Raw genomic sequence first — 9,707 nt, forward strand, 5'->3', positions numbered from 1 at the left:
AGCCATGTCGGGGAAACAGCCGGTCGAGGTTCTGCTTCGCCCAGCGGTGGAGCTATATACCGTCGCGGCGTGTGCAGGCGCCGCGTTTCTGTCCCTGGTGGCCCCGTGGTCGCTCGCGCTGAGCCCCGCCATGGGTGTCGGCAGCGCGCTGGCGTTCGGAGCCTATGGCGCGATCCGCTACCGCGATGCCCGCGTCATCCTGTGCTACCGGCGCAACATCCGTCGCCTGCCGCGCTACGTGATGACCAGCAAGGACGTGCCGGTCAGCCAGCAACGTCTGTTTGTGGGACGCGGCTTTCTGTGGGAGCAGAAACACACCCATAGGCTCATGCAGACGTACCGGCCAGAGTTTCGGCGCTACGTCGAGCCGACGCCGGCCTATCGGCTGGCCCGGCGCCTGGAGGAACGGCTGGAGTTCGCGCCGTTCCCGCTGTCCCGGCTATCGAAACTCACCGGCTGGGACGTGCCTTTCAATCCGGTGCGGCCGCTGCCGCCAGTGGGCGGCCTGCCGCGCCTGCACGGCATCGAACCCGACGAGGTGGACGTCAGCCTGCCGCTGGGTGAGCGCGTGGGCCACTCCTTGGTTTTGGGAACGACAAGGGTGGGCAAAACACGTTTGGCCGAACTCTTCGTCACTCAAGACATCCGCCGGAGGAACGCCGCGGGCGAACACGAGGTCGTGATCGTCATCGACCCCAAAGGAGATGCCGATCTCCTGAAGCGGATGTATGTCGAGGCCAAGCGCGCGGGCCGCGAAGGCGAGTTCTATGTCTTCCATTTGGGGTGGCCGGACATTTCGGCACGCTACAACGCCGTAGGCCGATTCGGTCGCATCTCGGAAGTCGCCACCCGCATCGCGGGGCAGCTCTCCGGCGAAGGCAACAGCGCAGCCTTCAGGGAATTCGCGTGGCGCTTCGTCAACATCATTGCCCGCGCCTTGGTGGAACTGGGGCAGCGCCCGGACTACATGCTGATCCAGCGGCACGTCATCAACATCGACGCGCTGTTCATCGAGTACGCCCAGCACTACTTCGCCAAGACCGAGCCCAAAGCCTGGGAGGTGATCGTCCAGATCGAGGCCAAGCTCAACGAGAAGAACATCCCGCGCAACATGATTGGGCGCGAGAAGCGCGTGGTGGCGCTGGAGCAGTACCTATCCCAGGCCCGTAACTACGACCCGGTGCTCGACGGCCTGCGCTCGGCGGTTCGCTACGACAAGACGTATTTCGACAAGATCGTCGCGTCTTTGCTGCCGCTGCTGGAGAAGCTCACCAGCGGGAAGATTTCCCAGCTTCTGGCGCCGAACTATTCCGACCTGGCCGACCCCCGCCCGATCTTCGATTGGATGCAGGTCATCCGAAAGCGCGCAGTCGTCTATGTGGGCCTGGACGCGCTATCCGATGCCGAGGTCGCCGCAGCGGTCGGCAACTCGATGTTCAGCGATCTCGTTTCGGTGGCAGGCCATATCTACAAGCACGGGATCGATGACGGCCTGCCGGGCGCATCGGCTGGCACGCGCGTGCCGATCAACGTCCACGCGGATGAATTCAATGAACTGATGGGTGACGAGTTCGTGCCGCTGATCAACAAAGGCGGCGGCGCCGGTCTGCAGGTCACCGCGTACACGCAGACGCTTTCGGACATCGAGGCCCGTATCGGGAACCGCGCCAAAGCGGGTCAAGTGATTGGCAATTTCAACAATCTGTTCATGCTGAGGGTCAGGGAGACGGCCACCGCCGAACTGCTGACCCGGCAATTGCCGAAGGTCGAGGTCTATACGACCACCATCGTCTCCGGCGCGACCGACAGCTCGGACATCCGCGGCGCGACGGACTTCACCAGCAACACGCAGGACCGCATCAGCATGTCCAGCGTGCCGATGATCGAGCCGTCGCACGTCGTCGCCTTACCCAAGGGCCAATGTTTCGCATTGTTGCAGGGCGGCCAGCTTTGGAAGGTTCGCATGCCGCTGCCGGCACCGGACCCCGATGAGGTCATGCCGCAGGATCTGCAACAACTGGCGGGCTACATGCGCCAGAGCTACAGCGAGGCCACGCAGTGGTGGGAGTTCACCAGTTCCCCGGCGTTGCAGGACGGGGCCTTGCCCGACGACCTGTTGGATGATGCCGCTGCGGCCGAACCTGGCCCGGTGGCCACCGACGACAGCGCCGGCAATGAGGCCTCGCCATGAAGGATGCCGCCTCGACCGCGCAGCGGGAGCAGAACCAGCGCCAAGGCCTGATCGTCGGCACCATCACCTTGCCGTTCCGGCTGCTGGGGGTGCTGATCGGCTCGCTGCTGTTCTCCATTGTCGTGGAGTGCGTCGGAATGCACCTGTTCTGGAAGGACGAGGGCTGGCGACACTCCCAGCAGATGTTGCAGTACGAGTTGGGGCACCTGTCCAACCACTTCACGCGCAGCGTGGTCGTGCAGGAACCGGGGCGCACGGCGCACGAGCTGGTGGATACCGGATACGAATGGGTGTTCGTGCGCTCGGGCTTGCTGGAGCGCATGAGCCAGACCGCCGAGCGCGCCCGTGCACCCAGCCACGGGCAGACACGCAACTTTCGCTACTACATCAGCCAGGCCTATGTCTGGACCGAGAGCTACCTGATCGCCGCAGCCTTCACGACGCTGACCTTCCTTGTGCGCCTGCTGGTCCTGGTGCTCACGTTGCCGCTGATCCTCACCGCGGCATTCGTCGGCCTGATCGACGGCCTAGTGCGGAGGGACGTGCGCCGGTTCGGCGCGGGCCGCGAATCGGGCTTCATCTACCACCGCGCGAAAGCAAGCCTGATGCCGCTGGCCGTTCTGCCCTGGGTCACGTACCTGGCCTTGCCGATCTCGGTGCATCCACTGCTGATTCTGCTGCCGAGCGCCGCCTTGCTGGGGCTGGCCGTGAGCCTGACCGCGGGCAGCTTCAAGAAATACCTTTAGGCGAATGCTGTCCCGCGTGGCTGTAGTGCTCATCGGTTCTGCAGAACATCTAACGCAGCGTCCAACGCCGTAATCGATTCGACAATGACTCTCACTAAGGAGCGGTCGAACTCGTGGTCTCGCTGGGAATCGTGGACACCGCTGTTGAGACACCCCCATTCAATGCTTCCTGCACCAACACCAAGCAGCCGGGTCAAAGCGACAACGACGTCTGGCGCGCCAGCATGCTGCGCGGAGATGCGATCGACGGCTGATCTCAACTTTGCGCATTTGTTGTTCAATTCCCAGGGGGAGCGTGGCCCGCCTAGCTTGAGTTCGATGCGCCCATCTGCTCGCCGGCCCAGCCAAGTCCAGAGACGGTCAGTCAGACTCTCCAGCGCGGGCCGCGCCTGGCGCAGCGCCTCACGCTTCTCATCGGCTGCCAACGCCTGCTGGGCCAACAGGACGTAGTTCTTCGTCGGTGGATCGCTGTCAACGCGCAGCTCATGCTCGCCCTGGTGCGGGAGGAACTTGTAGCGCTTGATGGACCCGGCCCGCCGGGCGCCCAATTCCTGCTGGATCCGGTGCAGAAACTCCTCGGCGTGTGAGGTGAGGATGACCTGCTTGCCGACGAGCAAGCCATCCTCGAAGAAGGTACGCCAGATTCCGTCACGATGGTCATCGTCGATCGCGTTGACGACGTCATCGAAAATGACCACGGGGCACCCCTGCGCGATGTTCTTCGCCAGCAGAATCGCCAGACCCAGGCACTTGATATGCCCTTCGCTGAAGACCACCAGCGCGTCATAGCGCACGCCAGGCTCACCGGTGAACTCTACTTCGATCTTGCCGTTTTCGGCGACAGGCAGCCACAACGCGTGCAAGAGGTCGCCAGGCGGATCAGCACGATTGAATGCGTTGTACAGATTGCGTGCCTGTTCTCCGAGGCCCTGGAGCAGCACGCCCGGCAATGCGGCCAAGTAGGCTTGGATTTCGGGCAAGAAGCCGTCGTAGGCGGCCTTGACCCGCAGGTGGTGCGCGACTACCGGCACTTCGGTTGCGACCGACTCGATCAACTCACGGTTCGCCTCGTCAAATTGGGCCACGGTCTGGCGGGCAGCGGCCATTTCTTGGTCGGCTGTCATGCGTATGGTCCGCAGCCGTTCGATCTCCAGCCGGTGCTGGTCCAGTGCGTCCCGCTCCCGGGCCAGCGCCCCGCGCAGGGCATGCGCTTCGCGGGCTTGCGCGTCGGCGCGCTCGATGATTTCCGTGACCTGCAGCAGAGCGTTCCAGGCACGCCGGTCGCCATCGACCCATGCGCCAAGCCAGGCGCCTGTCGAGGTAGGCGGCAATGGAGGCAGGCCTGCTGCCTGCAACTGTGCAGGACAAGCGTTTGCGCCAACCGCGACTACCCGACGCATCTCGTCCCACAGCGCCCGCACCGCCTCGCTCAACTGCGTCCGTAGGCCGGCTTCCTGCTGCTGGAGGGTGGCCAACTGCGCGAGCTGCTCCAGGCCCGTGCGGGCCTTGGCGAAAGGATCCTGTGCGACAGCAGCCAATCCGGTTCCGCATGCGGGACAGGTGGTCGCCCCGTCAGTCAAGGCCAGCACAGCCTCGTAGAGCTTAGCGTACGACACTTCCCCAGCACGCGCCGAAAGCTGTCCGGTGGCCGCCTGCCACAGGCCTTGAAGGTGATAAGCCTCATCCAGCAGCGTCTGCAGCCGCGCTTGGCTCACCTCATGAACGGCAGGTGGGACGGCAACCAGTTGCGCCTGGACGTACGGCAGCCGCCCTTGCTGCTCCGGTGTGCCGAGCAGCCAGTCAACGCAAGCCTGGTACGTCGCGCCGGGCGACATTCGTTGCGCCAGCGCTTGCTCGGAGTTCTCCACCGCCGCGATCTTTTGCGGATAAGCAGCGATCGTCTGTTCAGAGTTCGCCAACTGCAAGCGCCGCTGCGCGAGTTGAGTAGCCTGGGCGCCGACGAGCATCAGGTCTTGGTCGAGCGCGGGATTGAAGCCGCGCACGAAGTCGCTGAACTGATCCACGCCAAACAAGGTAGCGATGAGCTGCCGCTGATCGCCCGGAGTACGCGCCGCGATGCGGGCGAAGTCATCGAGGCGGTTCTTTTCGATGAAGCAGAAGCGGTACTCCGCTTCGTTGGGCTGCACAGCCTGGGCCTGGTCTGGTGCTCCGGAAGACAGGACGGGCGCGACATGGCGACGCAACCGGGCATTGTTGCAGTATGTCCGTTGGTCGACCCGCTTGACTTGGGCCTCGCTGATGGAGCCGAGCATCGCCACTTCCAGCGCCTCGCAGAAGCTGCTCTTGCCGGTACCGTTGGCGCCATAGACCAAAGTGATGTCGTGGCTGAGGTCGAATGTCTCTTGCCGCATGAATCCGCGAAACGGTCCCACCTCAAGCTGGCGCAGGCGCCCCAGCGCCGGCCCGACTTCGGGTCCGTGGCCATCTCCCTGGTACGCGACCGGCATCTGCGCCAAATGGGCGACGGCCAGTGGCGCCATGCGGGTGGAGCGTCCACGGCGCGCTGCACCAACTTCAGCCAGAGGTTGCAGGTGATCAAGCACCAGATGCGCGAGCCGGCACACGTCGTCATGCACCTGGCGTTGCGCCAAGTGCGCCAAGAAGCGGTGGTACTCCGAATGAATGCTTGCCATGCAGCCCCCTCTACACAGGAAGACGCTTCGATGGCGTCCTTGATGATGTTGATCGGTCGCCAGCGCAGTAGGCACAGGCGGGTCATGCTTCCATTCGCTATTACGGTTTGTGGAAGTTCTCAGCAAAATAGTCGATGACCTGCCCCGCTTGGGATCCCTGACGGAAACGCTTTTGCTCCTCGAAGTCGATCGAGGGCAGCATATGGATCAGTTGATGATCGGCGTACAGCGCCATGACCTTCTCGGCATCCAGTACCCCGGCGCGTTGTCCGGTAAGCGTATTCGCCGCTTCGATGGCCGCGCCGATCATCACGTCCGCCACTTGCACTGCAGGACTGTGCTTTGAATCGATCTGAGTCACGGACTGAAGCTTGAGCGGAAAGGTGATGCTGGCGATCTCCGATTGACGAAACGTGATCGGTTTCTCATGGCGGATGTACCGCTGCAGCAGGTCGTGATAAGTGAGCAGGTTCTTGGACTGATCGTGCTCGACCCGATACGGGCCGTCAGCCATGATTTCCATCCGACTGACCAGGGACTGCAGCACCACGAAAGCAGCATCGGTGTTGACGCCCGGCGTGACGATCGCCTTCAGGCATTCAGGGGCAGCGAACTGCGCAAGCGGGCCAAGCGCTTCCGGCAGTTCCCACCAGCGCGATGCGCACGCCGCATCGATCAGGTTCCCAAGCGCCTCCGAGCTCTTTTCCTTCACCGCGCGCTGGAAGCTGACCAACAGCCGGTCGAGCGCGCCTTTGCCGAGGAGCGTCGGTCCAACCGTATACAGCAGCGACGCAAGCGAGTAGTTCTGCCCGTCTTCGTAGAAGTCCATGCCGCGCTCGTAGTAGAACGGCTCGACCGCGTAGTCCAGGAACATCAGCAGCAACAGGTAGCGCTTGTCGCAGACGTAGGTCACGCACTTGTGGTCGGTTAGCAAGTCGCGCTGCAGCGCCATCAGACGGGGGTGATTGGCTGGGCGCCGAGCCAACGCCCGGTACTTGAGTTCGTCCGCCTGAAGCTTGGGAAAGTGCTCCCGGATCAGGCGCCCGGCCTCGTCATCCTCAATGGCGATGGCCGTCGCTCCTTGGAACCGCTGCTCAGGGTTCATCAGGTCAAAGCCGGTATAACCACTTTCATCGATCCGGAAGCATTCCATTCAACTCTTCCCCTGGACAATGGACACTCCGATCCTGTCGGCCAATTCGAGCACGGCATCGTAGGCACCGACGTCGTTGTGCGAAGGCTCAGACGCGGCCGAGGATGGTTCACTAGGTGGCTCGCCATCGGCGGGCAGATTGGCGCATCGCTTAGTCATGGGTCATTTCAAGAATTTCATCCACAGCGGCCGCAATGACACGGTCCGGTGCCGAAGCGAGTAGATCCTGGGGACGATTTCCACCCAGGAAGCTGTTTTCGGAGCGGAACCAATAAGCCATGCCCCAGCCGTCTTTGTGTCCTTCGAAGGTTTCAATCACTTTGGCCAGCGATTTCAGTGGACGGAAACCAGCGTCACGATCCAGCCCGTAGTCCGGAAAGTAATCGATGCCACCGTGGTTGATAGCGAAGATTTGGCGTTGCTTCTTCCACTTATTGGGCTGAGCGCTCGGGTTCCGGGTGCTCAGTTCCGCGAGTTGTGCGATGTTCGCGGCGGTCAACCAGTCTCCACTTTCCAACACCGCCTTACGCGCCTGCACCAGCAGGCTCGCTTCCTTGAGCAGCCGGGGCGACAGCGGATTGCGCGGCACGAGCATTTCTGCCAGCCGTTCGAGCGATTCGCGGTCCTGACGTTCAAGCAGCACCTCGAACATGGATGAAGCGACGTTGGTGAAGTTTTCCGCCAATGCCGCGAAAACACTGGGCTTGATGTGGTCGAACGCCACCACCAGCACGTGGTCAGCCTGCGACCGAGCGAGTTGAGCCTGAATCTCTTTGGGCGTACCCACAAGGGTCGACACGCCGAGACGGTCTGCAACGACGCTCATGACTGACTCCTCAAATGGGTTATTTACGCTATTTGATATTACTATATCGACCATAACCTTCAATGCCCAGACACTTCGGATTCTTGGGACCTAAGGAGCACACCGTGCACCCCACCACGCTTTATGTAGTCGGCAATGGATTCGACCTGTGGCACGGCATTCCATCGGGCCTCGGACAGTTCAAGGAGTATGTCCTGGCCACAGACCGGGACATTCATCGCGAGGTCGAGGACTACCTTCCAGCCGGAGACGACTGGTGCGACTTGGAATTAGCCCTGGCTGAACTGGATGCCGATATGCTGGTCGACAACTTGGGGCACTTCATGGGGGCCTATGGTGCCGAGGACTGGAGTGATTCAGGGCACCACGACTTTCAGTACGAGGTGGGGAACGTCGTCGAGCGACTGTCCAAGGGGCTTCGGACGCGCTTTGCCGAATGGATCCGAGACTTGCCCATCCCGACACACGACACCGCCCCGCGACGGCTTGCGACGCTGGATCCACAGGCGCTGTTCCTGACCTTCAACTACACGAGCACGTTGGACACTCTCTATGGCATCGATCTGGCACGTGTTCTGCACATCCACGGCCGATCCGATGCGGCAGACGATGAGTTGGTCTTGGGCCACGCCTGGAATCCCCAATCCCGCCCCTCGCTCAACGACCGTCCGGATATCGAGGAGATCGATACCCGGGTGGCTGAAGCCAACGACATCATCGACGACTACTTCTCAGCCACCTTCAAGCGTTCCGAGGAACTGATCGCCCAGCATAGGACGTTTTTTCAGGCGTTGGGAGCCATCCAGAAGGTCGTCGTGCTTGGCCACTCTCTGTCCCCCGTGGATGCGATCTACTTCCAGGCGCTCCTTCAGCAGCCCAGCGTTGCCGCGGCGCGATGGACAGTCGCATGCCGCAGCAAACAAGAGTGGCCTGATAAGGAACAACGGCTCGTCGCCCTGGGTTTGTGGCCGGGTGCTGGACAGCCATCTTCTTGGGACGCACTGTAGAACAAAGCGTCGTTCGCTCCTGTATTTGCGGATCGCTGCGCACCTAATCCGGTCGGCCCCAGTTCCTATTGTTTGTGGCCTAAAGCAGCCCTGATCTCCACGATCAAGCCATTGCTGATTTCACAGGAATGGCGCGATGTTGGCTCCGATCTGGCTGCGCGCCGCGCATCGCGGCGTGCCCACTTTTCTCGTGACGGCCCTCCTGCTGGGCCAGTCCCCGATGGCGTTGGCCGAGCCCCCCACGCAGCGCCAGGAACTGGTCGCGGCGCTGCGCCAGCTCGACGCGCTGGAGCGCACCGTCGCCGACAGCGCCGCGCATGCCCCCATCCAGCCGGGAGAGCGCTACCACTTCGATTACCCGCGGCTGCTGGCTGACCTAGCGCGCGTGCGCGCCGGTATCCAGGCCCACCTCTCACCTTCGCGTGCCCAGCCGCGCGACCCCTCCGAACTGGCCGGCGACTACCGCACTGAGCGGGCCGTCGAGCCATCGCCGACGACCGCGGAGGTCAAGCCATGAACGGCGCCCAGGTCTCGGCATTTCAAGCCAACAGCGGCATCGCGCCTTCCGCGATGGCGACCGTCTTGGTCGGCGTCGTGTTCGCGGTCCTGCTCGTCTGGGGCGTCTGGGCCATCCGAACGGCCTACGTGGGGTGGTCCGAGAGCCACCTCAACCAGCGCCAGTTCCTCGGCGTCTGCATCCGCTTCGTCGCGATGTACCTCGTCCTGAGTTTCTTCCTCCTCTCCTGACCTGAAAGGCCTGACCATGCAAAACCGCATCCTCACTTCCCGTTTTGTCCAGCGCGCCACCGTGGCTCTGGGCGCCGCCGCGCTGCCCGCGCTGTCGTTCGCGCAGGGGTTGCCGCAACTGGAGAACCCGACCCGCGGCACGGGCAACGGCATCATGGAAACGATCAGGAACTACGGCTACGACATCATCATGCTCGTGGCCCTGCTGGTTGTGGCGTCGATGTTCATTGGCGTGTGCTACCACGCCTACGGCACCTACGCGGAAATCCACACTGGTCGCAAAACCTGGGGCCAATTCGGCCTCACGGTCGCCATCGGCGCGGTGCTGCTCGTGATCGGCATCTGGCTGCTCACCGAAGCCACCGGCATCCTGTAAGGCGAGG

At 62.7% G+C, this 9,707-nt stretch carries 9 protein-coding genes; 6 read left to right on the forward strand and 3 right to left on the reverse strand.

Annotated elements, in window-relative coordinates; all coding sequences use genetic code 11:
- Positions 1 to 4: 4 nt before the first annotated feature.
- Positions 5 to 2,191: a type IV conjugative transfer system coupling protein TraD gene (gene traD / locus LAJ50_RS11950; protein WP_011871448.1), complete on the forward strand. Its 2,187-nt coding sequence runs from the start codon at positions 5 to 7 to the stop codon at positions 2,189 to 2,191.
- Complete coding sequence (locus LAJ50_RS11955) at positions 2,188 to 2,937, forward strand: TIGR03747 family integrating conjugative element membrane protein (RefSeq protein WP_009876598.1); 750 nt, start codon at positions 2,188 to 2,190, stop codon at positions 2,935 to 2,937. Before traD ends, LAJ50_RS11955 begins: the two co-directional genes overlap by 4 nt.
- A 29-nt stretch (positions 2,938 to 2,966) precedes the next feature.
- On the opposite strand, the gene LAJ50_RS11960 is transcribed toward LAJ50_RS11955, so the two are convergent.
- The 3 genes from LAJ50_RS11960 to LAJ50_RS11970 form a co-directional block, all read right to left on the reverse strand.
- Positions 2,967 to 5,591, reverse strand: coding sequence for an ATP-binding protein (locus LAJ50_RS11960; RefSeq protein WP_011871449.1), 2,625 nt, complete (start codon positions 5,589 to 5,591; stop codon positions 2,967 to 2,969).
- 100 nt (positions 5,592 to 5,691) lie between these two features.
- On the reverse strand, positions 5,692 to 6,744 hold the full coding sequence (locus LAJ50_RS11965; RefSeq protein WP_011871450.1) for a DUF3800 domain-containing protein: 1,053 nt from the start codon (positions 6,742 to 6,744) through the stop codon (positions 5,692 to 5,694).
- 151 nt (positions 6,745 to 6,895) lie between these two features.
- A complete protein-coding gene (locus LAJ50_RS11970) occupies positions 6,896 to 7,570 on the reverse strand; it encodes a hypothetical protein (RefSeq protein ID WP_011871451.1) in 675 nt (224 codons plus the stop codon).
- A 104-nt stretch (positions 7,571 to 7,674) separates the two neighbouring features.
- Here LAJ50_RS11970 and LAJ50_RS11975 point away from each other — a divergent pair, with 104 nt between their 5' ends.
- The 4 genes from LAJ50_RS11975 (at position 7,675) to LAJ50_RS11990 (ending at position 9,700) form a co-directional block, all read left to right on the forward strand.
- Positions 7,675 to 8,577, forward strand: coding sequence for a bacteriophage abortive infection AbiH family protein (locus LAJ50_RS11975; RefSeq protein ID WP_017514686.1), 903 nt, complete (start codon positions 7,675 to 7,677; stop codon positions 8,575 to 8,577).
- 136 nt (positions 8,578 to 8,713) lie between these two features.
- Complete coding sequence (locus LAJ50_RS11980) at positions 8,714 to 9,094, forward strand: RAQPRD family integrative conjugative element protein (protein ID WP_009876602.1); 381 nt, start codon at positions 8,714 to 8,716, stop codon at positions 9,092 to 9,094.
- Positions 9,091 to 9,324 (forward strand): TIGR03758 family integrating conjugative element protein, encoded by a 234-nt coding sequence (locus LAJ50_RS11985; RefSeq protein WP_009876603.1) that lies wholly within the window; start codon positions 9,091 to 9,093, stop codon positions 9,322 to 9,324. Before LAJ50_RS11980 ends, LAJ50_RS11985 begins: the two co-directional genes overlap by 4 nt.
- A gap of 16 nt (positions 9,325 to 9,340) precedes the next feature.
- Entirely contained in the window at positions 9,341 to 9,700 is a 360-nt protein-coding gene (locus LAJ50_RS11990; RefSeq protein ID WP_009876604.1) for a TIGR03745 family integrating conjugative element membrane protein, read from the forward strand.
- Positions 9,701 to 9,707: the final 7 nt, after the last annotated feature.

The organism is Pseudoxanthomonas sp. X-1 (genome assembly GCF_020042665.1).
Classification (GTDB): Bacteria; Pseudomonadota; Gammaproteobacteria; order Xanthomonadales; family Xanthomonadaceae; genus Pseudoxanthomonas_A; species Pseudoxanthomonas_A spadix_A.